29 protein-coding genes, 1 tRNA gene and 1 pseudogene are annotated in these 26,339 nt (G+C 63.8%); 25 read left to right on the top strand and 6 right to left on the bottom strand.

What is annotated here, in order from left to right; all coding sequences use genetic code 11:
* Positions 1-150: 150 nt before the first annotated feature.
* The 12 genes from hisC (at position 151) to tatC (ending at position 8,194) form a co-directional block, all read left to right on the top strand.
* Entirely contained in the window at positions 151-1,227 is a 1,077-nt protein-coding gene (hisC, locus tag B0G62_RS25070; RefSeq protein WP_103706911.1) for a histidinol-phosphate transaminase, read from the top strand.
* Positions 1,228-1,299: 72 nt separating this feature from the next.
* Positions 1,300-1,887 carry an imidazoleglycerol-phosphate dehydratase HisB gene (gene hisB / locus B0G62_RS25065; RefSeq protein ID WP_103706910.1) on the top strand — a complete coding sequence of 196 codons (588 nt, stop codon included), beginning with the start codon at positions 1,300-1,302 and terminating at the stop codon, positions 1,885-1,887.
* A 100-nt stretch (positions 1,888-1,987) separates the two neighbouring features.
* Entirely contained in the window at positions 1,988-2,629 is a 642-nt protein-coding gene (hisH, locus tag B0G62_RS25060; RefSeq protein ID WP_103706909.1) for an imidazole glycerol phosphate synthase subunit HisH, read from the top strand.
* A 172-nt stretch (positions 2,630-2,801) separates the two neighbouring features.
* Positions 2,802-3,554 (top strand): 1-(5-phosphoribosyl)-5-[(5-phosphoribosylamino)methylideneamino]imidazole-4-carboxamide isomerase, encoded by a 753-nt coding sequence (gene hisA / locus B0G62_RS25055; protein WP_103706908.1) that lies wholly within the window; start codon positions 2,802-2,804, stop codon positions 3,552-3,554.
* Between the two features lie 222 nt (positions 3,555-3,776).
* Positions 3,777-4,550, top strand: a complete 774-nt coding sequence (hisF, locus tag B0G62_RS25050; protein ID WP_103706907.1) for an imidazole glycerol phosphate synthase subunit HisF — start codon at positions 3,777-3,779, stop codon at positions 4,548-4,550.
* Positions 4,551-4,554: 4 nt separating this feature from the next.
* Positions 4,555-4,980: a phosphoribosyl-AMP cyclohydrolase gene (hisI, locus tag B0G62_RS25045; RefSeq protein ID WP_103706906.1), complete on the top strand. Its 426-nt coding sequence runs from the start codon at positions 4,555-4,557 to the stop codon at positions 4,978-4,980.
* Positions 4,977-5,345, top strand: a complete 369-nt coding sequence (locus B0G62_RS25040; protein ID WP_103706905.1) for a phosphoribosyl-ATP diphosphatase — start codon at positions 4,977-4,979, stop codon at positions 5,343-5,345. Before hisI ends, B0G62_RS25040 begins: the two co-directional genes overlap by 4 nt.
* Positions 5,346-5,485: 140 nt before the next feature.
* On the top strand, positions 5,486-5,845 hold the full coding sequence (locus B0G62_RS25035; RefSeq protein WP_103706904.1) for a DUF4870 family protein: 360 nt from the start codon (positions 5,486-5,488) through the stop codon (positions 5,843-5,845).
* A gap of 40 nt (positions 5,846-5,885) precedes the next feature.
* Complete coding sequence (locus B0G62_RS25030) at positions 5,886-6,254, top strand: histidine triad nucleotide-binding protein (protein ID WP_103706903.1); 369 nt, start codon at positions 5,886-5,888, stop codon at positions 6,252-6,254.
* A 177-nt stretch (positions 6,255-6,431) separates the two neighbouring features.
* Positions 6,432-6,674: a Sec-independent protein translocase subunit TatA gene (gene tatA / locus B0G62_RS25025; RefSeq protein WP_103706902.1), complete on the top strand. Its 243-nt coding sequence runs from the start codon at positions 6,432-6,434 to the stop codon at positions 6,672-6,674.
* Between the two features lie 98 nt (positions 6,675-6,772).
* Positions 6,773-7,357 (top strand): Sec-independent protein translocase protein TatB, encoded by a 585-nt coding sequence (gene tatB / locus B0G62_RS25020; RefSeq protein ID WP_103706901.1) that lies wholly within the window; start codon positions 6,773-6,775, stop codon positions 7,355-7,357.
* Positions 7,358-7,414: 57 nt separating this feature from the next.
* Positions 7,415-8,194, top strand: a complete 780-nt coding sequence (gene tatC, locus B0G62_RS25015) for a twin-arginine translocase subunit TatC (protein ID WP_103706900.1) — start codon at positions 7,415-7,417, stop codon at positions 8,192-8,194.
* Positions 8,195-8,281: 87 nt separating this feature from the next.
* Here the strand turns inward: tatC and B0G62_RS25010 are convergent, their stop codons facing one another.
* Positions 8,282-9,499, bottom strand: coding sequence for a Do family serine endopeptidase (locus tag B0G62_RS25010; protein WP_103706899.1), 1,218 nt, complete (start codon positions 9,497-9,499; stop codon positions 8,282-8,284).
* Between the two features lie 19 nt (positions 9,500-9,518).
* Here B0G62_RS25010 and B0G62_RS25005 point away from each other — a divergent pair, with 19 nt between their 5' ends.
* The 7 genes from B0G62_RS25005 to B0G62_RS24975 all read left to right on the top strand — a co-directional run bounded on the left by B0G62_RS25005 (position 9,519) and on the right by B0G62_RS24975 (position 14,764).
* A complete protein-coding gene (locus B0G62_RS25005; protein ID WP_103706898.1) occupies positions 9,519-10,265 on the top strand; it encodes a Nif3-like dinuclear metal center hexameric protein in 747 nt (248 codons plus the stop codon).
* A 286-nt stretch (positions 10,266-10,551) separates the two neighbouring features.
* Positions 10,552-11,172 (top strand): ubiquinol-cytochrome c reductase iron-sulfur subunit, encoded by a 621-nt coding sequence (petA, locus tag B0G62_RS25000; RefSeq protein WP_103706897.1) that lies wholly within the window; start codon positions 10,552-10,554, stop codon positions 11,170-11,172.
* Positions 11,172-12,566, top strand: a complete 1,395-nt coding sequence (locus tag B0G62_RS24995; RefSeq protein ID WP_103706896.1) for a cytochrome b — start codon at positions 11,172-11,174, stop codon at positions 12,564-12,566. Before petA ends, B0G62_RS24995 begins: the two co-directional genes overlap by 1 nt.
* Before the next feature lie 24 nt (positions 12,567-12,590).
* On the top strand, positions 12,591-13,367 hold the full coding sequence (locus B0G62_RS24990; RefSeq protein WP_181315638.1) for a cytochrome c1: 777 nt from the start codon (positions 12,591-12,593) through the stop codon (positions 13,365-13,367).
* Positions 13,368-13,479: 112 nt separating this feature from the next.
* Complete coding sequence (locus B0G62_RS24985) at positions 13,480-14,091, top strand: glutathione S-transferase N-terminal domain-containing protein (RefSeq protein ID WP_027797364.1); 612 nt, start codon at positions 13,480-13,482, stop codon at positions 14,089-14,091.
* A gap of 84 nt (positions 14,092-14,175) precedes the next feature.
* On the top strand, positions 14,176-14,670 hold the full coding sequence (locus B0G62_RS24980; protein WP_103706895.1) for a ClpXP protease specificity-enhancing factor: 495 nt from the start codon (positions 14,176-14,178) through the stop codon (positions 14,668-14,670).
* Between the two features lie 18 nt (positions 14,671-14,688).
* A tRNA-Thr gene (locus B0G62_RS24975) sits at positions 14,689-14,764 on the top strand.
* Between the two features lie 18 nt (positions 14,765-14,782).
* On the opposite strand, the gene B0G62_RS24970 is transcribed toward B0G62_RS24975, so the two are convergent.
* Positions 14,783-17,227, bottom strand: coding sequence for a type IIG restriction enzyme/methyltransferase (locus B0G62_RS24970; protein ID WP_167401335.1), 2,445 nt, complete (start codon positions 17,225-17,227; stop codon positions 14,783-14,785).
* 239 nt (positions 17,228-17,466) lie between these two features.
* Here B0G62_RS24970 and B0G62_RS24965 point away from each other — a divergent pair, with 239 nt between their 5' ends.
* Positions 17,467-18,612 carry a methyltransferase gene (locus B0G62_RS24965; protein ID WP_103706893.1) on the top strand — a complete coding sequence of 382 codons (1,146 nt, stop codon included), beginning with the start codon at positions 17,467-17,469 and terminating at the stop codon, positions 18,610-18,612.
* A 145-nt stretch (positions 18,613-18,757) separates the two neighbouring features.
* Here the strand turns inward: B0G62_RS24965 and B0G62_RS24960 are convergent, their stop codons facing one another.
* Entirely contained in the window at positions 18,758-19,078 is a 321-nt protein-coding gene (locus tag B0G62_RS24960; RefSeq protein ID WP_103706892.1) for a DNA-binding protein, read from the bottom strand.
* Between the two features lie 383 nt (positions 19,079-19,461).
* Between B0G62_RS24960 and B0G62_RS24955 the strand changes: the two genes are divergently transcribed.
* On the top strand, positions 19,462-20,322 hold the full coding sequence (locus B0G62_RS24955; RefSeq protein ID WP_103706891.1) for a class I SAM-dependent methyltransferase: 861 nt from the start codon (positions 19,462-19,464) through the stop codon (positions 20,320-20,322).
* A gap of 33 nt (positions 20,323-20,355) precedes the next feature.
* Here the strand turns inward: B0G62_RS24955 and B0G62_RS24950 are convergent, their stop codons facing one another.
* Together B0G62_RS24950 and B0G62_RS24945 are read right to left on the bottom strand one after the other, a co-directional pair.
* The gene (locus tag B0G62_RS24950; RefSeq protein WP_103706890.1) at positions 20,356-20,943 is read right to left on the bottom strand and encodes a DUF1415 domain-containing protein; all 588 of its coding nucleotides are present in this window, start codon (positions 20,941-20,943) and stop codon (positions 20,356-20,358) included.
* Positions 20,944-20,953: 10 nt separating this feature from the next.
* The gene (locus B0G62_RS24945) at positions 20,954-21,631 is read right to left on the bottom strand and encodes a TetR/AcrR family transcriptional regulator (protein WP_103706889.1); all 678 of its coding nucleotides are present in this window, start codon (positions 21,629-21,631) and stop codon (positions 20,954-20,956) included.
* Between the two features lie 198 nt (positions 21,632-21,829).
* Here B0G62_RS24945 and B0G62_RS24940 point away from each other — a divergent pair, with 198 nt between their 5' ends.
* The 3 genes from B0G62_RS24940 to B0G62_RS24930 all read left to right on the top strand — a co-directional run bounded on the left by B0G62_RS24940 (position 21,830) and on the right by B0G62_RS24930 (position 25,326).
* Positions 21,830-23,113, top strand: a complete 1,284-nt coding sequence (locus B0G62_RS24940) for an MFS transporter (RefSeq protein WP_103706888.1) — start codon at positions 21,830-21,832, stop codon at positions 23,111-23,113.
* A 154-nt stretch (positions 23,114-23,267) separates the two neighbouring features.
* A complete protein-coding gene (locus tag B0G62_RS24935; protein WP_103706887.1) occupies positions 23,268-23,870 on the top strand; it encodes a nitroreductase family protein in 603 nt (200 codons plus the stop codon).
* Between the two features lie 193 nt (positions 23,871-24,063).
* Positions 24,064-25,326, top strand: coding sequence for an Hsp70 family protein (locus B0G62_RS24930; protein ID WP_103706886.1), 1,263 nt, complete (start codon positions 24,064-24,066; stop codon positions 25,324-25,326).
* Positions 25,327-25,486: 160 nt separating this feature from the next.
* Here the strand turns inward: B0G62_RS24930 and B0G62_RS24925 are convergent, their stop codons facing one another.
* A complete protein-coding gene (locus B0G62_RS24925) occupies positions 25,487-25,690 on the bottom strand; it encodes a cold-shock protein (RefSeq protein WP_027819263.1) in 204 nt (67 codons plus the stop codon).
* A gap of 437 nt (positions 25,691-26,127) precedes the next feature.
* On the opposite strand from B0G62_RS24925, the pseudogene B0G62_RS24920 reads away from it, so the two are divergent.
* Positions 26,128-26,339, top strand: a pseudogene (locus tag B0G62_RS24920) (amino acid:proton symporter); the annotation flags it as partial.

The following is a 26,339-nucleotide window of genomic DNA, read 5'->3' as shown; positions in this document are numbered from 1 at the left end:
CCGTATGCACCATGGCGCGTAACGAGTTCGCAAGAGCGGCGCGCAAGACCGCACGCACGAGACCAGCCAGACCACAATAACCAGGACGGCCCACGCAGTTCCTGAGCCGCCCGATCCGGCTCGCCGCGCATCAGCGCGAGCCATGCAGACATGACGACACCTCAAGACATTATCCGCCCCGACGTCCTCGCCATGACGAGCTATCCGGTGCCTGACGCCACCGGCTTCCTGAAGCTCGACGCGATGGAGAACCCATTCCCGCTGCCCGCCGATCTGGCCGCGCGGCTGGGCGAGCATCTCGCGGGCGTCGCGCTCAATCGCTATCCCGCGCCGCGCCCCGAGGCGCTGATGGCGAAGCTCAAGGCCGCCATGCGCGTGCCGCCCGATTGCGACGTGCTGCTCGGCAACGGCTCGGACGAGATCATCAGCATGGTCACGATGGCGTGCGCCAAGCCTGGCGCCAAGGTGCTCGCACCGGTGCCCGGCTTCGTGATGTATGCGATGTCGGCGAAGTTCGCGCAGGTGGAGTTCGTCGGCGTGCCGCTGAACGCCGATTTCACGCTCGACATCGATGCCATGATCGCGGCAATCGGCGAGCACAAGCCGGCCGTCATCTGGCTCGCGTATCCGAACAACCCGACCGGCACGCTGTTCGCCGATGCCGACATCGAGCGCATGATCGCCGCCGCCGCCGGCGTGAACGCGCTCGTGGTGATCGACGAGGCGTACCAGCCGTTCGCGCAGCAGAGCTGGATGGCGCGCGCGGGCGAGTTCGACAACGTGGTCGTAATGCGCACGATGTCCAAGCTCGGGCTGGCGGGCATCCGTCTGGGCTATCTCGCCGGCCGTCCGGTGTGGCTCAACGAGTTCGACAAGGTGCGCCCGCCGTACAACATCAACGTGCTCACCCAGGCCGCCGCGGGCTTCCTGCTCGACCACCTCGATGTGCTCGACGCGCAGGCCGCGCAGCTGCGCGCAGGCCGTGCGCAACTGGCCGCCGAAGTCGCGCGACTGCCGGGCGTCGAAGTGTTCGAAAGTGCGGGCAATTTCCTGCTCGTGCGCGTGCCCGATGCGCCCGCCGTGTTCGATACGCTGCTGACAGCGCGGGTGCTGGTCAAAAACGTGAGTAAAATGCACCCATTGCTGGCGAATTGCGTGCGCCTGACCGTCGGGACCCCCGACGAGAACGTGCAGTTGCTCGCCGCCCTGAAGCTTGTGCTCAAGTGAACCGTCCCCACTGTTCCTGAGCGGGTCCCCTCTGTAATCCCTCCTGTTACGGGCTGTTTGAAGGAATTTGCCATGCGCGTCGCGCAAGTCGTTCGCAACACCAGCGAAACGCAAATCAGCGTGAAAATCAATCTGGACGGCACCGGCGAGCAAAAGCTCGCGACCGGCGTGCCGTTTCTCGACCACATGCTCGACCAGATCGCACGACACGGTCTGATCGATCTCGAAGTCGAGGCGCATGGCGACACGCATATCGACGACCACCATACGGTGGAAGACGTCGGCATCACGCTCGGTCAGGCCGTCGCCAAGGCGATCGGCGACAAGAAGGGCATTCGCCGCTACGGCCACGCCTACGTGCCGCTCGATGAAGCGCTTTCGCGCGTGGTGATCGACTTCTCGGGCCGTCCGGGCCTCGAATTCCACGTGCCGTTCACGCGGGCGCGCATCGGCAGTTTCGACGTCGATCTGTCGATCGAATTCTTCCGCGGCTTCGTCAATCACGCCGGCGTGACGCTGCATATCGACAATCTGCGTGGCCTGAACGCGCACCATCAGCTGGAAACCGTGTTCAAGGCCTTCGGCCGCGCGCTGCGCCAAGCCGCCGAATTCGACGAGCGTCAGGCGGGCAAGATTCCGTCGACGAAGGGCAGCCTTTAATCGGCGCTTGAATCCGCGCTTGAGTCAGTGCTTGAGTCCGCATGGCCGCGGGCAGATTGCCGGATTAGCCAGATACCAGGACGGACGGTCCTGAATCGAGATGAAAACTTCAATTGCGATTGTGGATTATGGGATGGGCAACCTGCGTTCGGTGGCCCAGGCGCTGAAACAGGCGGCGCCCGAAGCCGATGTGCAGATCGTCGAGCGTCCGGAAGCGATCCGCGCGGCCGATCGCGTGGTGCTGCCGGGGCAGGGCGCGATGCCCGACTGCATGCGCAGCCTCGCCGAATCCGGTTTGCAGGACGCCGTGATCGAAGCTTCGCGCAGCAAGCCGTTGATGGGCGTGTGCGTGGGCGAGCAGATGCTGTTCGACTGGAGCGCCGAAGGCGACACGGCGGGGCTCGGTCTGCTGCCGGGCAAGGTGGTGCGTTTCGATCTGGCAGGCCAGCTTCAGGACGACGGCTCGCGCTTCAAGGTGCCGCAGATGGGCTGGAACCGTGTGCGCCAGTCGCGCGCGCACGCGCTCTGGGACGGCGTGCCCGACGACAGCTTCTTCTACTTCGTGCACAGCTACTACGTGGTGCCCGCCGACGCGGCGCACACCGTAGGCGAAACGCCGTATGGCGCCGCCTTTACCTCGGCCGTGGCGCGGGATAACATCTTCGCCACCCAATTCCACCCGGAAAAGAGCGCCGCCGCGGGCCTGCGCGTGTACCGCAACTTCGTGCACTGGAACCCGTAATTCACTGGCGGCGCTGACGGCCGGGCACACTGACCCTGTGCGCCCTGGCCGACTTTCATCAGCAAGGCCGCCGAAAGAGTTGTACTAAACTAGCGAAACGGCGTCGGATCGGGCCTTTTTTCCGCCGATGCCGGCTGATTTCAACCACACTTCCAGATATCACCCGATAGCTATGCTGCTGATTCCGGCCATCGATCTCAAAGACGGTCACTGCGTTCGCCTGAAACAAGGCGATATGGACCAGGCGACTATTTTCTCCGAGGAACCGGCGGCCATGGCCCGACATTGGGTCGAGCGCGGCGCGCGCCGTCTGCACCTCGTCGACCTGAACGGCGCGTTCGCGGGCAAGCCGAAGAACGAAGATGCGATCCGCGAGATCATTCGCGAAGTCGGCGACAAGATCCCCGTCCAGCTGGGCGGCGGTATCCGCGACCTCGACACGATCGAGCGTTATCTCGACGACGGTCTGTCCTACGTGATCATCGGCACCGCTGCCGTGAAGAACCCGGGCTTCCTCCAGGAAGCGTGCACGGCGTTCGGGGGCCATATCATCGTCGGCCTCGACGCGAAGGACGGCAAGGTTGCGACCGATGGCTGGAGCAAGCTCACGGGCCACGAAGTCGTGGACCTCGCGCGCAAGTTCGAGGACTACGGCGTCGAATCGATCATCTACACCGACATCGGCCGCGACGGCATGCTGCAAGGCATCAACATCGAAGCGACGGTGCGCCTGGCGCGCGCGGTGAAGATTCCGGTCATCGCGAGCGGCGGCCTGTCGAACCTCGCCGACATCGACGCGCTGTGCGAAGTCGAAGACGAAGGTGTCGAAGGCGTGATCTGCGGCCGCGCGATTTATTCGGGCGACCTCGATTTCGCGGCGGCGCAAACGCGCGCGGACAGCCTGCGCGAATCCGACGACGCGTAAGCGTCGCGCACACGGCCTCCGTCACGGAGGCCTTTTGTTTTTATGCGGCCGGCGCACGCGTGGCGCGGGTTTCGTGCCCGCCAGGTTCGCGCCAGGCGGCAAAGCGCGACAATGGAAGCGCCGCGTGCATGACGCATTGCGTCCGGTCGCGCGAGGCGGCCCCCATGTCGCTCTCATGTCGCCCGCGACCGATATCAACCGACTGGCAACTTCGGCAAGATCATGGCTCTACCCAAACGCATCATCCCCTGTCTCGACGTGACCGCCGGACGGGTCGTCAAGGGCGTCAACTTCGTCGAGCTGCGCGACGCGGGCGACCCCGTCGAAATCGCGCGCCGCTACGACGAACAGGGCGCCGACGAACTCACCTTCCTCGACATCACCGCCACTTCCGACGGGCGCGACCTGATCCTGCCGATCATCGAAGCGGTGGCCTCGCAGGTCTTCATTCCGCTGACGGTCGGCGGCGGCGTGCGCGCCGTCACCGACGTGCGCCGCCTGCTCAACGCGGGCGCGGACAAGGTCGGCATGAACTCGTCGGCGGTCGCGAACCCGCAGCTCGTGCGCGATTCGGCGGACAAGTACGGCTCGCAATGCATTGTCGTGGCGATCGACGCCAAGCGCACCTCGGCGCCGGGCGAACCGGCGCGCTGGGAGGTGTTCACGCATGGCGGTCGTAAGGCCACGGGTCTGGACGCCGTCGAATGGGCGCGCAAGATGGCCGAGTTTGGCGCGGGCGAAATCCTGCTGACCAGCATGGACCGCGACGGCACCAAGAGCGGCTTCGACCTCGACCTGACGCGCGCCGTGTCGGACGCGGTGCCGGTGCCCGTGATCGCCTCGGGCGGCGTGGGCGGCCTGCAGGATCTCGCCGACGGCGTCGTCAAGGGCCACGCGGATGCGGTGCTCGCGGCGAGCATCTTCCACTACGGCGAGCACACCGTCGGCGAGGCCAAGCGCTTCATGGCCGATCAGGGCATTTCGGTGAGGATGTAACGCCATGAACGCAACGACCTCGACTTCGATTGAAAACGCCGGCTGGCTCGACAAGGTCAACTGGGACGCCAACGGCCTCGTGCCGGTGATTGCCCAGGAAGCCGCGACCGGCGACGTGCTGATGTTCGCGTGGATGAACCGCGAGGCGCTCGCGAAGACCGTCGAGACGCGCCGCGCGGTGTACTTCTCGCGCTCGCGCCAGCGCCTGTGGTTCAAGGGCGAGGAATCGGGCCACGTGCAGCATGTGAGCGAGATTCGCCTCGACTGCGACGAAGACGTCGTGCTGCTCAAGATCGAGCAGGTGTCCGGCATCGCGTGCCACACGGGCCGCCATTCGTGCTTTTTCCAGCAATTCGAAGGCACCGTCGACGAAGGCCGCTGGGTCGCCGTCGATCCCGTGCTGAAAGACCCCGAACACATCTACAAATGACGCAACTGAATAGCAATGACACGCTGCTGCGCCTCGCGGCCGTGATCGACAGCCGCAAGGGCGGCGACCCGGACTCCTCCTACGTTGCGCGCCTGTTCCACAAGGGCGACGACGCGGTGCTCAAAAAGGTCGGCGAAGAGGCCACCGAAGTCGTGCTGGCCGCGAAGGACGTGCGCCAGGGCGGCGCGCCGAAGGCGCTCGTCGGCGAGATGGCCGATCTGTGGTTCCATTGCCTCGTCACGCTTTCGCACTTCGACCTGAGCCCCGCCGATGTGCTGGCGGAGCTGGAGCGCCGCGAAGGGCTGTCGGGCCTGGAGGAGAAGGCGCTGCGCAAGAGCCAGGAGCGCGAGGCGAGCGGCGATTGAATCGCCACGCCGTCGTAACCATACCGCTTCAGGCAACTGACTTCGAGCAGGCTTGTCGAAAGCATTGAGGCTCGTCCAGCCCGGACGAGCCTTTGTCGACAGGAGACGCCACGTATGTCCACGCCCGGCGGTTACCCGCCTTGCGCGATCCGCTTGACGCGGATCGTCTGCGCAGCCTGCGCACCCTCACGCATGTGCTCTACGGGCTTTACGCGTTCTACTGGCTCACGGGCGGCGTGACCGTGCTCGTGGCGATCATCATCAACTACCTCAAGCGCGACGAAGCGGCGGGCACGCCCTACGAGCAGCACTTCACCTGGCAGATCCGCACCTTCTGGTACGGCCTCGCGGGGCACCTGATCGGCATAGCGCTGTTCGTCGTGGTGATCGGCATTCCGATTCTGTGGGCTGTCGCAATCTGGACGTTGTACCGTATCATCAAAGGCTGGCTGTATCTGCACGACAACAAGCCGCTGGCCGATCCGCGCGCGTGGTTCTGAGGATCCACCCGCAAGTCCGGCGCGGCTGCCCGGGAGCCTCATGAGTCACGACCGCAGCACCTGTCTCTTTTGCAAGATCGCCGATGGCCAGATTCCGAGTACGCGCGTGTATGAGGACGACGAATTCGTCGCTTTCCGCGATATCCGGCCCGCTGCGCAGACCCATGTGCTGGTGATTCCGCGCGACCATATACCGACCCTCGCCGATTGCGGCGAAAGCGAGGCTCCGCTGCTTGGTAGAATGTTTGTACTGGTGGCGCGGCTCGCGAAAGATCTGGGCGTGTCGTACACCGGCGGCGAAACCGGCTTTCGCACCGTGGTGAATACGGGTCCGGGCGGCGGTCAGGAGGTCTACCACCTGCACGCGCATCTGCTGGCCGGGCCGCGTCCGTGGCAGCGCATGGGCTGATTCTCAAGCCGTTGCACGTAAGCCACGGGCCTTTCTGAAAAGGCGGCTGAAAAAGGGCAGAATGCCACGCAGCCGAAATACCTTACAGGCAACATTTCCAGCGTGAAGCGCGTCCTCGCGCTAACGTTTTCTCGCCGCGAATACAGCGCGGCGCCGGGGTTAAGGAGAGTTTTGATCATGGGTTCGTTGAGCATCTGGCACTGGCTGATCGTGTTGTTGATCGTGGCGCTCGTCTTCGGCACGAAGAAACTGCGCAATATCGGCAGCGATCTGGGCGGTGCGGTGAAGGGTTTCAAGGAAGGTATGCGCGACGGCGAGCAGCCGGGCGCGGACGCGCAAGCGCGCGAGCTGCCCAAGAACGGCGGCACGGTCGACGTCGACGCCAAGGACAAGACCCCGCGTTCGAACGACTACCGCTAGGCGCGGCAGCCGTCGATGACCGCTGGTGACTCGCTGGTGACTGTCCATTCCCGCGTGTTCTGTTTGAATCGCCCCAAGGCTGACGGAAAGCTCCATTCATGCTCGATCTGGGTCTAACCAAGATGGCGCTGATCGGCGTCGTCGCGCTGGTCGTTCTCGGACCGGAGCGGCTGCCGCGCGTCGCGCGCACGGCGGGCGCCCTGTTCGGCCGCGCGCAGCGCTATATCAACGACGTCAAGGCGGAAGTCACGCGCGAGATCGAACTGGACGAACTGCGCCGCATGAAGGGCGAGTTCGAGCAGGCCGCGCAGAACGTCGAGAAAAACGTTCACGAGAATCTGCGCAAGCACGAGACCGAGCTGAACGACGCCTGGAACCAGGGCACGAGTGTTTCGCCGAGCATTGCTGGCGGCGCCGCTGATTCGTCCGTTGCGTCGCTCGAAGGCGCGGCGTTTGATGTTTCCGCTACGCCTGGCATCGCCGATGGTTCCAGCGCCACCGCCTGGCGCTCCGGCAACGCCGGCGCCGTCACTTCGAAACGTAAAAACTGGCGCGTCAAGCAGGCCGCGGCTCCCGTCTGGTACAAGCGCGCCACGCTGCGGCGCACGCGCGTGCAGTCGGGCGCGGCGCGCGTCGCGCAGCATACGCCGGCCAGTCTGCGCCGTCCGGTGCGTTTTTTCTGACCCGCCGATGCCGCATTCGAGTTCGAACTTGTCCATCTCCAACCCCCGAGGGCCGGTGTGAGCGACCCCCAACAAAAACAGGACGAGGGCACTGAAGAGACCTTCATCTCGCACCTCGTCGAATTGCGCGACCGCATCATGCGCGCGGGCATCGCCGTGATCGTGGTGTTTGTCGGTCTCGTCTACTGGGCGCCTGACATTTTCAGGCTGCTGGCCCGTCCGCTCATGAACAACCTGCCGAAAGACGGCAAGATGATCGTGACCGACGTGACCGGCTCGTTCTTCGTGCCGATGAAGGTGACGATGCTGGTGGCCTTCGTGATCGCGCTGCCGGTCGTGCTCTACCAGATCTGGGCGTTCGTGGCTCCTGGCCTCTATCAGCACGAGAAGAAGCTGGTCGCGCCGCTGGTGGCGAGCAGTTACACGCTGTTCCTGTGCGGCATGGCGTTCGCGTATTTCGTGGTGTTTCCGACCATTTTCCGCGTGATGGCGCACTACAACGCGCCGCTCGGCGCGGAGATGACGACCGATATCGACAATTACCTGAGCTTCGTGCTGACGATGTTCATCGCCTTCGGCGTGACGTTCGAGGTGCCGATCGTCGTCGTGATTCTGGTGCGCATGGGTCTCGTCACGGTCAAGAAGCTCAAGGAAGTGCGGCCTTATGTGATCGTCGGCGCGTTCATCATCGCCGCCGTCGTGACGCCGCCGGACGTGTTCTCGCAGCTGATTCTGGCGTTGCCGCTGATCGTGCTGTACGAGGCCGGGATCATCGCGGCGCGCATCTTCGTCGGCACCGGCGAGAAGGCGCAAAGCGAAAGCGAAGCGACGAGCTGATCGACTTCGCCGCATCGATGAGAAAAAGGCCGCGAACGGTAACGTTCGCGGCCTTTTGCATTGCGCGCGGCCTGGTGTGACGTGGCGTCAGCCGCCGTCGTCGTCGCCTTCGCCGTCCTCGTTGGCCGGCTGCTTGGGCGGCGGCGGGCGCTTGCCGATCATCACGTCGAGATCCATGTCCTTGTTCTTGCGCACGAGATGAACCTTGGCGTCGGAGCCGGGCTTGATCTGCGCGATGACGTTCAAGAGGCGCGTGGTGTCGGTGATTTCCTCGCCGTTCACGGACAGCAGAATGTCGCCCGGCTTGATGCCGGCCTTGTCCGCCGGGCCCCCTTGCAGCACACCCGCGACGATCGCGCCCGACTTCTGGTTGATGCCGAACGATTCGGCGATCTCGGGCGTGAGATCCTGCGGCTCGACGCCGATCCAGCCGCGCGTGACCGAGCCCGTCGTGATGATGCTTTCCAGCACGCTGCGCGCGGTGGAGACGGGAATCGCGAAGCCGATGCCCAGCGAGCCGCCCGAGCGCGAGTAAATCGCCGTATTGATGCCGAGCAGGTTGCCGTTCACGTCCACGAGCGCGCCGCCCGAGTTGCCGGGGTTGATCGGCGCGTCGGTCTGAATGAAATTCTCGAACGTGTTGATGCCCAGGTGATTGCGCCCAAGCGCGCTGATGATGCCCATCGTGACCGTCTGGCCCACGCCGAACGGGTTGCCGATGGCGAGCACGACGTCGCCCACGCGCGTCTGATCCATGCGCCCGAGCGTGATGGTGGGCAGGTTCGGCAGATTGATCTTGAGCACGGCAAGATCGGTTTCCGGGTCGATGCCGATCACCTTGGCGTTGGTGGTGCGGCCATCGGACAGCGCGATTTCGATCTGATCCGCGCCGTCGATCACGTGCTGGTTCGTTAGAATGTAACCATCCGGACTGACAATGACACCTGAGCCGAGGTTCGCCGCAGGCTGCTCCTGCTGCTTGCGGTTGTTGTTTTTATCGCCGAAGAAGTAGCGAAATAGCGGGTCGTTCTGGCGCGGATCGGGTGGCAGCGACCCATCCTTGCTCGAAAACACGTTGACGACCGCGGGCATCGCTTTTTGCGCGGCGTCCGCATAGGAACCCTGGGCGGACCCGCCGCCGATGCCTGGCGCCACCTCGCGTAACGCGACGATCGGCTCGGCGAGCTGCTTGCCGAATTGCCCCTGGTGCTGAAGCCATTGCGGCTTGAGCGTCGCGATGATGAACATCAACGCCAGCAGGACCGTCACCGCCTGGGCGAAGAACAGCCAAAAGCGTCTAAGCATCTGAAGATTAGAGGATTATATGGATCGGATCGAACTGGAATTGTATCTGAACAATCTTCTGGAAACCGCGCGGTTCAAGGACTACTGCCCCAATGGCCTGCAGGTGGAAGGCCGCAAGCGCGTGGAAAAGATCGCGACCGGCGTGACCGCCTCGCTGGCTTTTCTCGAAGCCGCGCTGGAGTGGGGTGCCGACGCCGTACTGGTTCACCACGGCTATTTCTGGAAGAACGAGGCGCCGCAGATCACGGGCCGCAAGTATCGCCGCCTGAAGACGCTGCTTGCCAACGACCTCAATCTGTTCGCCTACCATCTGCCGCTCGACAGCCATCCCGAACTCGGCAATAACGCGCAGTTGGGCGCGAAATTCGGCTGGATCGGCGAACAACGCTTCGGCGAGCAGGATCTGGGCTGGATGGCGACGCTGCCCATGCCGATCACGCTTGCGCACTTTACCGCCGAAGTCGAGCAGACGCTCGGCCGCACGCCGCTCGTGCTGGGCGACCCGGACTGGCAACTGCGCCGGGTGGCGTGGTGCACGGGCGCGGCGCAAGGCTTTTTCGATGCGGCCATCGACGCGGGCGCCGACGTCTTCCTCACCGGCGAGATCTCCGAGCAGACCACCCACACGGCCGCCGAAAGCGGCGTCGCGTTCCTCGCGGCGGGCCACCACGCCACCGAGCGTTTCGGCGTGCAGGCCGTGGGCACGCATCTGGCCGAAGCCTTCGACATCGAACATCTGTTCATCGACATCGATAATCCGGTCTGAGTACGCGGCAAATATCCGTAGCGCATGAATCGTTTCGTTGTCGGGTAATTCGCGATGAAGCGATTGATGCATCGCAGCGTATCGCCGTATTCGCCGGGCATTTACAAAGTCATCAGAAAATGTCCCCGTTTATTCGGGGAAAACCCCGAGATATCAAGGACTTCGCGCGCTTTCTGGTAACCGCCCCTTGTAAATGGCAACTCCATTCGCGCACACTAGCGTTCGGCAGCACCGCGGGTAAGCAACGGCGTGACGGAAAAATCCAACTCAGAAGTGGGGCGATGTGATGCGAGACAAAGATAATGACCGCGTCGATGGCAGCCGCCGTACCTGGCTGATTGCGACGTCCGTAGCAGGTGGCATAGGAGGCGTTGCCACTGTCGTACCCTTCGTAGGCTCGTTTGCACCATCCGAAAAAGCCCGCGCCGCCGGCGCGCCTGTCGAGGCCGACATCAGTGGCCTCGAACCCGGTTCGATGATGACCGTGGCCTGGCGCGGCAAGCCCGTGTGGATCCTGAACCGCACCGACCGCATGATGGCCGACGTCAAGAAGGCCGATCCGGGGCTCGCGGACCCGAACTCCGAGCATCCGTTTTCCATGCCGATGCCCGAGTACTGCCAGAACGAATACCGCTCGCGTCCCGAGCACAAGAACATTCTCGTGGCCGTCGCCGTCTGCACCCACCTGGGCTGCACGCCGACGGCACGCTTCCAGGAAGGCCCGCAGCCGAACCTGCCCGACGACTGGCCAGGCGGCTTCCTGTGCCCGTGCCACGGCTCCACCTACGACCTTTCCGGCCGCGTGTTCAAGAACAAGCCCGCGCCGCAGAACCTCGACATCCCGCGCTACATGTTCGCGTCACCGACGACGATCGTGATCGGCCGTGACGAAAAAGGAGAAGCGTGATGGCTACGGGAACCGACAAGGAAGTGGTGGCGTCCGAAGCATCCGGCTTGCAAGGCTGGATCGACAAGCGCTTTCCGATGACCGCGACGTGGAAGGCGCACGTCTCCGAGTACTACGCGCCGAAGAACTTCAACTTCTGGTACTTCTTCGGCTCGCTCGCGCTGCTGGTGCTGGTCAACCAGATCGTCACCGGCATCTTCCTCACCATGAACTACAAGCCCGATTCGACGCTCGCATTCGCGTCGGTCGAGTACATCATGCGCGAGGTGCCGTGGGGCTGGCTGATCCGTTACATGCATTCCACGGGCGCGTCGATGTTCTTCGTGGTCGTGTATCTGCACATGTTCCGCGGCCTCCTGTACGGCTCGTACCGCAAGCCGCGCGAACTCGTCTGGATCTTCGGCTGCGCGATCTTCCTGTGCCTGATGGCCGAAGCCTTCTTCGGCTATCTGCTGCCGTGGGGGCAAATGTCGTTCTGGGGCGCGCAGGTGATCGTGAACCTGTTTTCGGCGATTCCCTTCATCGGCCCGGATCTGTCGCTGTGGATTCGCGGCGACTATGTGGTGTCCGACGTCACGCTCAACCGCTTCTTCGCGTTCCACGTGATCGCGATTCCGCTCGTGCTGGTCGGGCTGGTGGTGGCGCATATCGTGGCACTGCACGAAGTAGGGTCGAACAACCCCGACGGCATCGAGATCAAGGAGAAAAAGGACGCGAATGGCATTCCGCTCGACGGCATCCCGTTCCATCCCTATTACTCGGTGCACGACTTCATGGGTGTGTGCATCTTCCTGATGATCTTCGCGGCGATCATTTTCTTCGCGCCGGAAATGGGCGGCTACTTCCTCGAAGCGAATAACTTCATCCCGGCGAACCCGCTGCAGACGCCGCCCGAGATCGCGCCGGTCTGGTACTTCACGGCGTTCTACGCGATGCTGCGCGCGACCACCGACCCGTTCAAGATCGTCCTGATGATCGTGATCGCGCTGCTTGGCCTGTTCGCGCTGCTGCGCGCGCGCGGCAAGTGGCGCGTGGGTTTGCCGGTGCTGGCGCTGCTCGTGATCCTGGCGATGGCCTTCACCGAATCGAAGTTCTGGGGCGTGGTGGTGATGGGCACGGCGGTGATTTCGCTCTTCTTCCTGCCGTGGCTCGATCGCGCGCCGGTGAAGTCGATCCGCTACCGGCCGTTGTTCCACAAGGTTTTCCTCGGCGTCTTCGTGGCGGCGTTCCTGACGCTTGGTTTTCTCGGCACGCGTCCACCGTCGCCCGCGTCCACGCTGATCGCCCAGATCTGCGCACTGGTTTATTTCGCTTTCTTCCTCGGCATGCCGTTCTGGACGCCGCTTGGCACATTCAAGCAGCCGCCCGAGCGCGTGCGCTTCAAGCCCCATTAATCTGCGAGCGAGGAAGACATGATGATGAAATTGCTCTTTTCGACGCTCGCGCGGGCGAGCGTGCGCACGGGCCTGGCGATGGCCTGCGTATGGTCGTTTGGGGTCGGATCGGTAACGGCGCAGGAAAACATTCCCCTCGACCGCGCTCCCGATAACGGCGAAAATCTTGCTTCGCTGCAACACGGCGCGCAATTGTTTGTAAACTATTGCCTGAATTGCCACAGTGCGAATCTGATGCGCTACAGCCGGTTGCAGGATCTCGGCATTCCGCAGAAGCAGATCGAAGATAATCTGTTGTTTACGACGGACAAGGTCGGCAACACGATGTCCATCGCGATGCGCCCGGACGACGCCAAATCGTGGTTCGGCGTGCCGCCGCCGGACCTCTCCGTGGAGGCTCGCGCAAAAGGGCGCGACTGGCTGTACACGTATCTGCGCAGCTTCTACCGCGACGACACGCGCCCGACCGGCTGGAACAACATGGTGTTCGAGAACGTGAGCATGCCGCACGTGCTCTGGCAGTTGCAGGGCGTGCGCACGGCGAAGTTCGAAGATACGGTGGATGAAGAAACGGGGGAGAAGGTCCACCGCTTTGTGGGGTACCAACAGGTCACGCCAGGGAAGCTTTCGCCGGTAGATTATGATTCTGCCGTGGCCGACCTGGTTGCGTACCTCGGCTGGATGTCCGAGCCGGAGCAGCGCACCCGCAAGCAGCTTGGGGTCTGGGTGCTCCTGTTTCTCGGCGTCCTGAGCTTTTTCGCGTGGCGACTGAACGCTGCGTACTGGAAAGATATCAAATAGGCACGTCCTGACCGACGTGGGCCGGATGACGACGCGCCGCCTGACAGTCTGATGACGGTCGGGCGGTGTTTTCGCCCGCTGGCCTTTTGGGTTTATTGAGGAAATGTAAATCATGATGGTTCTGTACTCCGGCACTACCTGCCCGTTCTCCCAGCGCTGCCGGCTGGTGTTGTTCGAAAAGGGCATGGACTTCGAAATCCGCGACGTCGACCTGTTCAATAAACCGGAAGACATCGCAGTGATGAATCCGTATGGTCAGGTGCCGATTCTGGTCGAGCGCGACCTGATTCTGTACGAATCGAACATCATCAACGAGTACATCGACGAGCGCTTCCCGCACCCGCAGCTGATGCCGGCCGATCCGGTCCAGCGCGCGCGCGCCCGCCTGTTCCTGCTCAACTTCGAGAAGGAGCTGTTCGTGCACGTGAGCACGCTCGAAAACGAAAAGGGCAAGGCTGCCGAGAAGAACCACGAGAAGGCACGTCTGGCGATCCGCGATCGCCTCACGCAGCTCGCGCCGATCTTCCTGAAGAACAAGTACATGCTGGGCGAAGAGTTCTCGATGCTCGACGTCGCGATCGCGCCGCTGCTGTGGCGCCTCGACCACTACGGCATCGAACTCTCGAAGAACGCCGCGCCGCTGATGAAGTACGCCGAGCGTATCTTCAGCCGTCCGGCCTATATCGAAGCGCTGACGCCGTCGGAAAAGGTGATGCGCCGCTAAGTTGGCGTAGTTGCAACAGGAGGCGTGCGCGTTGGTGGTGTCCGGTGAAACCGGTCGATGCGCCGCCTCTTCAGAGGATTGTTGATGCAAGAGATTTCCACCAAGCCGTATCTGCTGCGTGCGCTGTACGAGTGGTGCACCGACAACGGTTTCACGCCGCATATCGCGGTGCGGGTCGACAACCACACGCGCGTGCCGCGCCAGTTCGTGCGCGACGGCGAGATCGTGCTGAACATCAGCTTCGAGGCCACCAGCCAGTTGCAGATGGGCAACGAGATGATCGAGTTCAACGCCCGTTTTTCCGGCAAGTCGCACAAGATCGAAGTGCCGGTGCCGAACGTGCTGGCGATCTATGCGCGCGAGAACGGCCAGGGCATGGCGTTCCCGGTCGAAGCGCCGGCGGGCGACGCCAACGACGTGCTGCCGTCCGCACAGGATGAGCACGAAGATGTGCCCGGCGGTCCCGCCGAAGCCGTGCCTCAGGAGGCCAGCGCCGACGAAACCACGGCACCCGCTCCTGAAAAAGGCGACGATGGTGCAGCAAAGGGCAGTAAGGGTCACCTCAAGATCGTGAAATGAAGTAGAATCACGGGCTACGCCGGCTTAGCTCATCTGGTAGAGCAGTTGATTTGTAATCATCAGGTGGCGGGTTCGAGTCCTGCAGCCGGCACCAAAATACTTCGAGAAAGGGTTACAGCCCACAAGCTGTAACCTTTTTTTCGTTTCTGGATTCGCTTTTGGCCTTCTTCTCGGCACGGCGACTAGCCGGCTGTTCGACTAGCGCGATATCGCTGTCATCGAGGCCATACGCCGCGTACAGCACGCTGTCGATCTCGCGAGCGAGTGCTTCGCCTTGTGCCTGCGCGCCGGCCTGCATCAAGCTCATCACCTCGTCGACCTTGCGTGCGATGCTTGCGCGCAAGAGCGCATCGCCGGGCACGGGCAGCGCATCGAGCATCGCCTTGGTGAACGCCACGCCGCCGTTGTAGCTCGACGCCCCGAAGCGCGCGCGCGTAACGAAACCCGCGAGCGGACAGTTCAGCACCGCCGCCGCGAATTTCAGCAGGTCTTCGTCGTCGCTGCGCAGGATCAGCGTCGTCTTGCCGGGCAGCGTGTCGCCATGGAGATCAAGCGTGGCGTGCAGATGCGTGAGGCCTTTCACGATCACCTTTTTCGCGGCGGTCTTTGCGCGATAGCCGTTCGCGAACGCGGCCTCGAAGCGCTCCCGTTCAACCACGGGTTGCGCATAACTGCGTCCGAGGTACGTCATCGGCTTGCTGGCCCAGCGCGAGACGTAGCGGCCCAAAGTGCCGGTATTCACCACGCGGTAGTGTCGCGAAGCATCGAAGCGCTCGCGCATCTCGTCGATCAAGGGCGCGAGGCGATACGCGTCCGCGGTCGCGCACGCGTTTTCGCAGCGCAGCAGCGAGCCGAGCGCCGGATGCGCGCGCGTGAGACGCTGCACGAAGGCGTAGTGCGGCGAGAGCAGGCAGTCGAGTGTCCACGGCGCCTCGAGTTCGCATTTGTTCGCCGTGGCAAGCGGCCTGAGCGATGCGCCCTCCAGGCGCGCCGTTTCGATGGTCTGCGTGCCCGCCTGCCGATAGAGCGTCACGATCGAATCGACCAGCGCGCGCTCGAACACGTCGCGGCCCAGCGTGACGATGCGCTCGATCTTGTCGAGATGACGCGCGCGAAACGCCGCGCCGAACGGCCGCGCGAGCCACTTGTCAGGCGTGAGGCACGCCATCGCGCCGTGTGGCGCGAGCAGCGCGAGGCCCAGTTCCATGAACGGGATGTAGAGATCCCAGTTGCCGCGCGCGCTCGGCCAGCGTTGCGCGAGCGCTTCGCGCAGCGGCTTCTGGCCTTCGTTGATCATGCGCTCGGAGTCGATATACGGCGGGTTGGCGACGATCGCATCGAAACCCGCGAAGCGTCCATCGGCGTCGCAGACCGACGGGAATGCCCGGTGCCACGCGAAGTCGTCGCTCGTCAGCGGTTCGCGGTCGATGCTGGCCATCACCGCATTGCCTTTATGGAGGTTGACCGAGAAGTCCGGCAGCGCGCAGAAGCGGCCTTCGTCGTCGTATCCGGCGTCGGCGAGCAGTTCGAATGCGAGACGCAGGCGCGCGAGGCCGAGCGCGCCTTCATCGATATCCACGCCGAAGAGATTCTGTTCGACGATGGCGCGCTTTTCACGCAGGCGCGGGGTGTCGCTTTCGCCTGCGCTGTCGGCGAACAGGCCGAGTCTGGCCTTGATTTCCATCAGCGAGTCCAGCGCACAAACCAGCAGATGGCCGGTTCCCACGGCGGGGTCGCAGATGCGCAGTCCGGCGAGGATCGAGCGCGCTTCGGCGCGATCCTCGACTTCGATTCGTTCGCATAGCTGATCGAGCGTCGTGCAATGCCAGCTTTTCAGGCGATTGAAGCGTCCCAGCACGGCGCGCGAGATGGCTGCATCGGCGAGCATCTTTGCCACGCTGTCGGGCGTGTACCATGCGCCGTCGCGATAGCCGTTGAGTCTTTCGAAGATCCAGCCGAGCGCAGCGGTTTCGCCGGCGAATTCGAACGTGTCGAAAAAATCGAGAAACTCGCCGATGGGATGCTGCGCCAGGGTCGCGTCGAACGACGCAAGGTCGGCAGGCTCGAACAGCGCCGATGGCAGGCAGGGCAGGTGCGGATAGTGGCGCGGCTTGTCGCCCGGTCCCGCACTGAAAACATCGCGGCAAAGGGCGGCGAATTCTCCATAAGACGCCATGCGACGGTGGCTCAGGAAGGCATACGCCGGATCGTGTTCATGGAGCGCGAGTAGTCGCGCTTCCAGCAGCTTGAGCAGCACCAGGCGCCCGAGCCACGCGATGCACAGCCGCCATGCCGCGTGAAAAGCCGCTTCGGGCGCATGGTTGCCATGCGCTTCGACGTGCGCGATCGCCTGTTCGATCAGCGCGTCGGGCATTCGGTCATCGGGTGCGCAGCGCACGACAACGGCCTTGCCGCGTTCGACCTGCTCCCGCAGGCCGACGATACGCAGCAGTCCCGCATAGAAATCCGCGTCGAGTCCCGCTCGGGGCGCGCCGATGTTGCGTACGCTCTGCTTGCGCGCGGGTCTTTGGCGCGTCGTCGGATTTGTCTCTGACATATTCTGTTGGGTGGCGCCGTTGCGCGGACTGGCGGTCATTCTACTGGGACGGCATGTGCCATCTGGCTTAAGCCGTTCGGCGGAATCGACGCCCGCGCATTGCTGGGCGATGATGCCGGAACGCTTCGCGATAAGCGTCGTGATCCACTTTGCAGCCAGGCGCTGGACCTTGCTCTGCTATAACATGGCGCCGCATCAGAGGCACGCCGTCACGGTGAGCCGTTAAGCATTCAGGACTTATGACCGACTTTCCCACCTTGAGCTGGCCCGACACGGATGGCCCCCGCACCGTCCGCTGGCGTTCGGAGGCAGGCATCCCCGCGCCGAAGCGTGTCGTCGTCGCCGATGACCGCACCACGGCCGACGTCGCCTATCGTCTTGCCTGCGAAGGCACCGCGCTGCTGTGGCGCGGCGACTATCAGAATGCGCGCCAGTTGCTGCAGGCGATGGCGCGCCGCGCCGAGCGCAAGCCGCGCAAGGGCGCGCCGAAGCCGGCCACGTCGCTCGAAGCGTTCCACTTGCATCGCCAGGCGCAGGCGCAGCGTGCGCGCACGCTCGGCATGGTGCTGCTGCCGCTCGAAGGCGACTATTCGGTTGCACTGCGCCGCGCGCCCGACGTCAAACTCGCGTGCGAGGAGGCGTGGGGCGCGCCGGACGGCGAACCGTCGGCGGTGTCGCTGCGCGAAGTGCTCGGTTTGATCGGCGCGCATGAGTGGCGCAAGAAGGGCGTGGCGATCCCGGCGCTTGGCGGTGCGCACGTGCATCCGTACTACGGCGTGTTTTCGCCGGTGCGTGGCGAATATCTCGATCTGATCGCGCGCGTGCCGTTGCCGTCGGTGGCGAAGGCGTTCGACATCGGCACGGGCACGGGCGTGATCGCCGCCGTGCTGGCCGGGCGCGGTGTGAAGCACGTCGTCGGTACCGATCAGGACGCGCGTGCGCTCGCTTGTGCGCGGGAGAACCTGGACCGGCTCGGCTTCGGCAAGCAGGTCGAGGTGGTGGAGGCCGATCTGTTCCCGCCGGGACGCGCGCCGCTCGTCGTCTGTAATCCTCCGTGGGTGCCGGCGCGGCCCGCGTCGCCGATCGAATACGCCGTGTTCGATCCGGACAGCCGTATGCTGCGCGGCTTTCTTGCCGGGCTCAAAGACCACCTGGAACCCGGCGGCGAAGGCTGGCTGATCCTGTCCGATTTCGCCGAGCATCTGGGCCTGCGCACGCGCGAGGAATTGCTGGAGATGGTCGCGCAGGCGGGACTCGAAGTCGCCGGACGTGAGGACATTCGCCCGCGTCACCCGAAGGCGAGCGACCCCTCCGATCCGTTGCACAACGCACGCGCGGCCGAAGTCACGTCGCTGTGGCGACTCAAGGTGCGTGAGGGGAGCTGAGGTGCGTAGCGAATAATTCGGGGATCGAAGAAAAGCGGTGAGATGCCGCTGGTTCAAGCGGCGGCATAGGGTGAAATAAGCGTGAAGGATAAGCGCGCGGACCGACCTCGGATCGGGCGCGCGCTTTGGCCTGCATTAACTCGCGTCAACCAGGATAGGCCTCATCGACGCGCAAGCCTGCGAGCTTGAAGATCACCCGCAGCGTTTGCGGTTTGATGTCGCGGCGCGCGGCCAGCGCCGACATCACGAAATCGAGCACTTTGGCGTATTTCAGCAGGATCAGGCAATTCTCCAGATCCGATGCTCCATCGCGCATATCCTCGGCGAGCCGCAGCATCTCGACCGAGATGTCGCGTGCCATTTCCAGTTCCAGTTGCTGCTTTTCCGTCCACTCGGGCACTTCTACGAGCCGGGCTAGCATTTCCTGGAATTTTTGCTCAGCGTTACCGTCGGGTATCGTGTTCATTGCATGCCCCATGCAAGGTCGCGCAGCACCGTGCGTCTAGCGCCAGGCGTCTGCGTCGTACCTGATTTATCGCTGGCGGCACATCCGTCAGCGACCTCCCATGCGCGCACTTCCGATGCTTTGCCGGCGTGTCGCGCCCCAAAAACGGTCCTTTCTGGACATCGGCATGACGTGAATAGCGTCGCCGTGTCTTTTTTAATCAACCCCTCCCTGCCATCCGGACGTGGGTCAGCGTGCCGGATGCTCCAACGATCGTATGAATGAGCCGCTCGGGCTGGCGGCCTCTTCCTGCTTTTTCCGTAAAATGACAGATATATTTGTGTCGTTCCGTCGCCTACCGCACGTAGGCCGGTAAAAGACGCCTCTCTTTTCAAGCCGCCGCGATGTCCAGCAAGACTTACGAAATCCGTCCGAACCAGTCGATCGAGCTTCTCAAGGAGCTCCATATCCTCACCCGTGACGGGAAGATGAACCAGGACAGCCGCCGCAAGCTGAAACAGGTCTATCACCTGTTCCAGTTCATCGAGCCGCTGCTCAAAGACCTCAAGCAGGATGGCCGCGACGTGACGCTTGTCGATCATGGTGCGGGCAAGTCCTACCTGGGTTTTATTCTCTACGATCTCTTTTTCAAGGAACTGCGCGACAAGTCGCATATCTTCGGCATTGAGACGCGCGACGAACTCGTTGTGCGCTCGCGCGAACTCGCGCAGCGTCTGGGCTTCGGCGGGATGTCGTTTTTGAATCTGTCGGTGGCCGATTCGACCACCTCGACGGAGTTGCCGCCGACGGTCGATATCGTCACGGCGTTGCACGCGTGCGACACCGCGACCGACGATGCGCTGCGCTTCGCGCTCAAGAAGCACGCGCGCTACATCGTGGTGGTGCCGTGCTGTCAGGCGGAAGTGGCGGGTGTATTGCGGCGCAACAAGGGCAAGTCGCTCGGCCAGGCGCTCACGGAAATCTGGCGCCATCCGCTGCATACGCGCGAGTTCGGCAGCCAGATCACCAATGTGCTGCGCTGTCTGCAACTGGAGGCGCACGGCTATCAGGTGAGCGTGACCGAGCTGGTGGGCTGGGAGCACTCGATGAAAAACGAGCTGATCATCGCCCAGTACAAGGATCTGCCGCGCCGCCGGCCGACGGAGCGGCTCAACGAGATTCTCGATACCTTCGGGCTCGCCGACCTGCGCGAGCGTTTCTTCTCCGATGAAGGCGAGCCGGCAGCCGAGGCCAGCACGAGCTGACCGCCAGTCAGCCCGCGCAATGCCAGGCGCGGTTTAGTCTTCCCCGCGCCTGGCCATCCATTCACGCCAGCCCTTCGGCCCCAGGCGCCGCAGCGTTTCCTGATTGCGTTCGTAGATGTCGGCGGCGTCCGGGAAGGCGTCCACCGCGCGCTCGATGCTGTCCTCGCGCAGCAGGTGCAGGATCGGATACGGCGCGCGATTCGTGTAGTTCTCGATGTCGTCGGGCTCGGTGTCCTCGAACTGATATTGCGGATGGAAGCTCGCGATCTGCAGCGTGCCGTCGAGGCGCAACTGGCCAAGCAGCCGGTCCGCGAAATGCAGCGCGTCGTTGTATTCGAGGAAGTCGGCGAGCGCGTGCGGCAGGATCAGCAGCGTCGTGTCGATCTCGGCCGGGTCGGCGTCCGCGAGCGTGCGCAGTTCCGTTTCGAGATCGGTGAGCACGCCTTCCAGATCGGTCGCTTCGCTGATCGCGTAGCGGATCTGCCCCTTCACATGGACGCTCTTCGCAAACGGGCACAGGTTCAGGCCGATCACGGCGCGCGTGAGCCAGTGGCGGGTGGCGTCGATGATGTCGGCGTGTCCGGGCGTGTTGCCCGCAGTCGAGGAAGCGGTGTCGTTCATGGCCGCGATTTTACTCGCGGCTTCGGGCTTCCAGATCGATCGTCTTGCCGCATGCCGCCTCGATCAGCAGCTTCGCCATGCGCGGCGCGGCGAGTATCGGCCCGCAGCCGGGGCCATAGGTCTGGCTCGCAGCGTAGACGCCTTCGACCAGCAAGCCCAGTTCATCGGCGAGCGCGGCGGGGTCGCTCGCGTTGGCCGCGCGCGCAAGCTCGCTCAAGCGCGCCATGAGCCGGGTCTTGTTGCCGATGACGCTGCGGCGTGCGGGATGCTCCACGTCGGGAAACTCGGCCGCGACATTCACGAACGGGCAGCCGCGATACTCCGGCGCCGAAGCGCGCTTCGCCAGATCCTCGAAACATTGCAGCAGTTGCCGCGCGGCGTCGCCGGGATGTTTGGCGACGCTCGCCTCGAAACGCTCGAAGAAGCGCGCGTCGCAACGTTTCAGATAGGCAACCACCAGATCGTCCTTGGACGAGAATTGCCGGTACAGGCTCATCTTGTTCACGCCCGCGCGCTCGACCACGGCTTCCACGCCCACCGCGCGCACGCCCTCCTGATAGAACAGCTCGTCGGCGGCGCGCAGCAGTTGCTCCTGCGCGCGCGGGCCAGCCGTCTGGGTGCGCGTGGCGGCGGTGCGAGGGGCATGAGGGACGTGAGAGGCACGAGGGGTATCGGGGCGCTTGGACATGGCGGGCATCTCGTCATCGGGGTTACGCTTGACATGTTACCGAGCGGTCACTACTATCGCAACACACTTGTGACCGATCGGTAACAATCCGGCGTTGACGGATGCGCACCGCAATCGGTCGAACAGCGGGTCGAACCGCGGGTCGAACAACGGGCAGACGCAGATAAAAGCCCGGCGCAGCATCAACAAGGAGCATGGATGAACTGGGCAGCGAGAATGGTCGGCGGGCGCTTCCACTATGGATGGCTCGTCGTGGCGGTGGTGTTTCTGGTGCTGCTGGCGGCGGCCGGCACCCGCGCGACGCCGAGCGTGATGATGGTGCCGCTCGAACATCAGTTCGGCTGGAGCCGCGCGACGATCTCGCTGGCGATTTCGGTCAACATCGCGCTCTATGGGCTGATGGGGCCGTTCGCGGCGGCGGCGATGCAGCGCTTCGGCGTGCGGCCCACGGTGCTCACGGCCCTCGGCACGATGGCGGCGGGCGTCGCGCTTTCTTCGCTGATGACGCATCCGTGGCAGATGATCCTGATCTGGGGCGTGATGGTGGGCGGCGCCACGGGCGTCGCGGCGCTCTCGCTTTCGGCCACCATCGTCACACGCTGGTTCACCACGCATCGCGGCCTGGCGATGGGCATTCTCACCGCAAGCTCGGCCACGGGCCAGCTCGTGTTCCTGCCGTTCCTCGCGGCCATCGCCGAAAAGCACGGCTGGCAACTGGTCGTGCTGGTGGTGGCGATCGCCGCCGCCGTGGTGCTGCCGCTCGTCGCGTTTCTGCTGCCGGAGCGCCCGGCCAGCCTTGAGCTGCGCCCGTTCGGCGAGCCGCACGATGCGCCCGTCGTCCCGCCGGCGCCGCAGCAGAATCCGCTCACGCTGGCTTTCGGCGCGCTCGCCTCGGCCAGTCGCACACGCGACTTCTGGCTGCTGTTCTTCAGCTTCTTCATTTGCGGCGCGAGCACCAACGGTTATGTGGGCACGCACCTGATCGCCATGTGCGGCGATTACGGCATGACGGAAGTGCAGGGCGCGTCGCTGCTCGCGACCATGGGCATCTTCGACCTGTTCGGCACGACGCTGTCGGGCTGGCTCTCCGATCGCTTCAACAGCCGTGTGCTGCTGTTCTGGTATTACGGGCTGCGCGGGCTCTCGCTGATCTATCTGCCGCACGCGTTCGGCATCGACTTCTTCGGGCTGCCGATCTTCGCGGTGTTCTACGGACTCGACTGGATCGCGACCGTGCCGCCGACGGTGCGCCTCGCCACCGACGTGTTCGGCAAGGAGCGTGCGCCGATCGTCTTCGGCTGGGTGGTGGCGGGCCATCAGCTTGGGGCGGCGTTCGCGGCGTTCGGCGCGGGGCTGCTGCGCTCCAGTCTGGGCACTTATACGATCGCGTCGATGATCTCGGGCGGGCTGTGTCTGGTGGCGTCGTTTCTGGTGCTGCGCATCAATCGCGGCGCGCGCGCGGTGGGCGTTCAGGCCGCGTGAACGCCGGCAGCGTGCCATCGATGTGCAAACAGCGTGCGGCTTGCGCACGAACTGCCGCATCCGCATGACATTCGATGCTTGAGCGCGTTTTGTGCAGCGCGGGTATGCTGATGGCCCCGGGCGAGCGCCCGCTATCCTCAAGGACAGACAAGGCATGACGAAGCACAAACCCGCACCGACAGCCGTGCCCATCCACGAATTGATCGCCGGCCGCTGGAGTCCGCGCGCCTACTCGAACGAGCCGGTGTCGCCCGAGGCGCTGCATGCGGTGATCGAGGCCGCACGTTGGGCGCCGTCGGGATACAACCTGCAGCCGTGGCGCTTCATCGTGTTCGACCGCACGGCGGACGAAGCCGCGTTCAAGCGCGCCTTCGGCACACTCGTGCCGTTCAACCAGCAGTGGAACGCGCCCGCGCCGATCCTGATCGCCGTGACGGCGCAGACGCTCAACGCCAAGGGCGAAGTCAACCGCACGGCGCAGTACGACGCGGGCGCGGCGGCCATGTCGCTGGTGCTGCAGGCGCACGCGCTGGGTCTCGCCGCACACCAGATGAGCGGTTTCGACGTGGACGCGTTCCGCAAGGAGTTCGGCCTGCCGAACGACGTGGAGCCGCTCGCGATCATTTCGATCGGCCATTATGGCGATGCGGAAAAGCTCGAACCGGTGCTGCGCGACCGCGAAAAGGCGGAGCGCACGCGCTCGGCGGTGGGCGAGATCGCCTACGCGAACGCCTGGAAGCAGCCGTTCAAGGGCTAAGCGGCGATAAAGCGCGGCGGCGTTAAAACTCCGCTGCCACGCTGCAAAATGCAAACGCGCGGCGTCGTCCGCGCGTTTCGTCTTCGGGGTCGCATCAAGGCCTTGCGGTTGCCCCGCGCCGCGCTTTCGTGATACAAAGCCCGTCCTCCCAGCCTTTCCTCATCGCGCGTGCCTCGTGCCGTGCGTCATTGCCATGACCCCGTTTTGCGCGATCGACTTCGGTACTTCCAATTCGGCCGTGGCGCTGCCTGGCGCCGCTCCCGGCGACGCGATGCGGCTCGCGCCCGTGGAAGGCGCTCACACCACGCTGCCCACTTCGGTGTTCTTCAACACCGATGAGCACACGCGGGAATTCGGCCGCGCGGCGCTCGCCGCCTACATCGACGGTTTCGACGGGCGCCTGATGCGCTCGATGAAGAGCATCCTCGGTTCGCCGCTGGCGGAGAGCACGACCGATCTCGGCGATGGCAGCGCGATGCGCTACACGGAGATCATCGCGATCTTCCTCGACCACCTCAAGCGCAGCGCCGAGCGTTGCTCCGGTGCGCCGATCACGCGCGCGGTGCTGGGCCGTCCGGTGTTCTTCGTCGACGAAGATCCGCGTGCCGACCAACTCGCCCAGGATCAGCTCGAAGCGGCGGCGCGCTCGGTGGGCTTCAAGGACATCCACTTCCAGTACGAGCCGATCGCGGCGGCATTCGACTATGAATCGCGTCTGACGGAAGAGGGTCTCGTGCTCGTGGCCGACATCGGCGGCGGTACGTCGGACTTTTCGCTCGTGCGTGTCGGACCGCAGCGCATGACGCGTCTGGAGCGCAAGGACGACGTGCTCGCGCACCACGGCGTGCACGTGGCCGGCACGGATTTCGACCGCCGCGTGGAACTGGCGACGATCCTGCGCGAACTCGGTTATCAGGCGCTCGATCCGGAAGGCCGCGAGCTGCCGAACCGCGTTTATTTCGACCTGGCGACCTGGCACCTGATCAACACGATCTACACGCCCAAGCGCGCGGCCGAACTCAAGCTGATGCGCCATCTGTATACGAACACCGCGCAGCACGATCGCCTGATGCGTGTGGTCGAGTGGCGTCTGGGGCACGCGCTGGCGGCGCGCGCGGAAGAAGCGAAGATCGGCGTGTCGGCGGGCGGCGAAACCATGATCGATCTGGAGCAGGTGGAAACCGATCTGCGCCTGGCGTTCGACGACGCGCAACTGGTCGAGGCGGGCCGCGAGGAAACGCGCCGCATCGTGCAGGCGGCGCGCGACACGGTGCAGGCTGCCGGCGTGGCGCCGGGCGCGGTGAACGCGCTGTACTTCACGGGCGGCTCGACGGGCTTGCTGTTCCTGACCCAGGCGCTCGCCGAGGCGTTTCCGCAGGCGCAAGCCGTGTTCGGCGACCGGCTCGCCAGCGTGGCGACGGGGCTGGGCATTCACGCGCAGCGACTGTTCGGCTGAACGGCGCGCGGGAATATCAAGCAGGCAGGAAGGGGATGTGAGGAGGCAGCGATAAAACCGTGGGCGACAAAAAACCCCACTTTCGAGTTGAAGAGTGGGGTTTTTCTGTAAGCTTGCCAGTCAGGATCAGAGGTAAATCCTGACGGTCAAAGACGGTGACTTAGACCGGCTTGATGTTGGCAGCTTGCTTGCCCTTCGGGCCCGTACGCACTTCGAATTGAACCTTTTGGTTCTCTTGCAGCGTCTTGAAGCCGTCGATCTTGATTTCCGAGAAGTGAGCGAACAGATCTTCGCCACCGCCGTCCGGCGTGATAAAGCCAAAGCCCTTAGCGTCATTGAACCACTTGACGGTACCGGTTTCCATATTACTTTCCTAAAAATGAATGAAGGCCGAAGCCACAACAAAGAGGTGCACGAAAATCAAGGAAGGGGTATGGGACCAACCGGAGTACCGTTGATGGGCGAACTACGAAAGACCTATTCACACTCGCCGCTTGAAATCCTGCTCGAACTTTATACGGCTTATTGAGTTGAAGGTCAACTAGGACCCAGGGAATCTCCATAGTTTTTTGGGTCGGGGTCGAAACAAAGTCTTACAAAGCTTGCTAAGTTGCTGTTTTTTTTGTAGTGGCAGAAGATTTCTGCGGCCTTTTGGCGGTGCAACCGTTAAACTACGCGCCGCGCATGAGTTGCGCCTACGGGCGCAATCGCCTTCGCGCGCAGGTGCGACTGCCGCTGGAACCCCGCCCGCACAACAGACGGGGCATGCGGTGTTGAACTGCTCTTGATACAGGAGAAGACGTGAAAAGTTCTATTCAACGGAACATCGGCCCGTTCGCGCTGATGTTTACCGGCCTCGGGTCGATCATCGGCTCCGGCTGGCTGTTCGGCGCGTGGAAAGCCGCCAAGATCGCCGGACCCGCTGCGATCTGCGCGTGGGTGATCGGAGCCGTGGTCATTCTGGCCATCGCACTCACCTATGCCGAACTCGGCGCGATGTTCCCGGAATCGGG

Origin of the sequence: Paraburkholderia eburnea, assembly GCF_002917095.1 — a bacterium.
GTDB classification, from domain to species: Bacteria; Pseudomonadota; Gammaproteobacteria; order Burkholderiales; family Burkholderiaceae; genus Paraburkholderia; species Paraburkholderia eburnea.
Note: the sequence above shows the minus strand (reverse complement) of the source record. Positions and strands in the feature narration are given on the sequence as shown.